The sequence below is a fragment of the Polaribacter gochangensis genome (assembly GCF_046224025.1).
Classification (GTDB): Bacteria; Bacteroidota; Bacteroidia; order Flavobacteriales; family Flavobacteriaceae; genus Polaribacter; species Polaribacter gochangensis.
Window position 1 is genome coordinate 1 of the sequence record NZ_JBJXRF010000121.1, and the last position, 233, is coordinate 233.

The 233-nt window shown below is 25.3% G+C and carries 1 pseudogene; it reads right to left on the minus strand.

Annotated features, from left to right (window positions below):
• Positions 1 to 233, minus strand: a pseudogene (locus tag ACEWL1_RS12255) (hypothetical protein); the annotation flags it as partial.

Genomic DNA, 233 nt, shown 5'->3' on the forward strand with positions numbered 1-233 from the left:
ATTGATGGTCTAAAAGTCTTTAATTTCTGACAGAAATACATAAACAATTCTACTTCTGTTTCTTTATTTTGAGAATACCGAATAAACTTTTTTGTCAGGGTTAAAATTTTTCGAACTCTTTTTCTGATGTAAAAATAACTATTGGTATTAATTTGTTCAAACAAATCGTCAATCTGTTCTTTAACTCTTTCTATATAATTTTCTTCATTAGAAGATTCGAACAATAAATACGT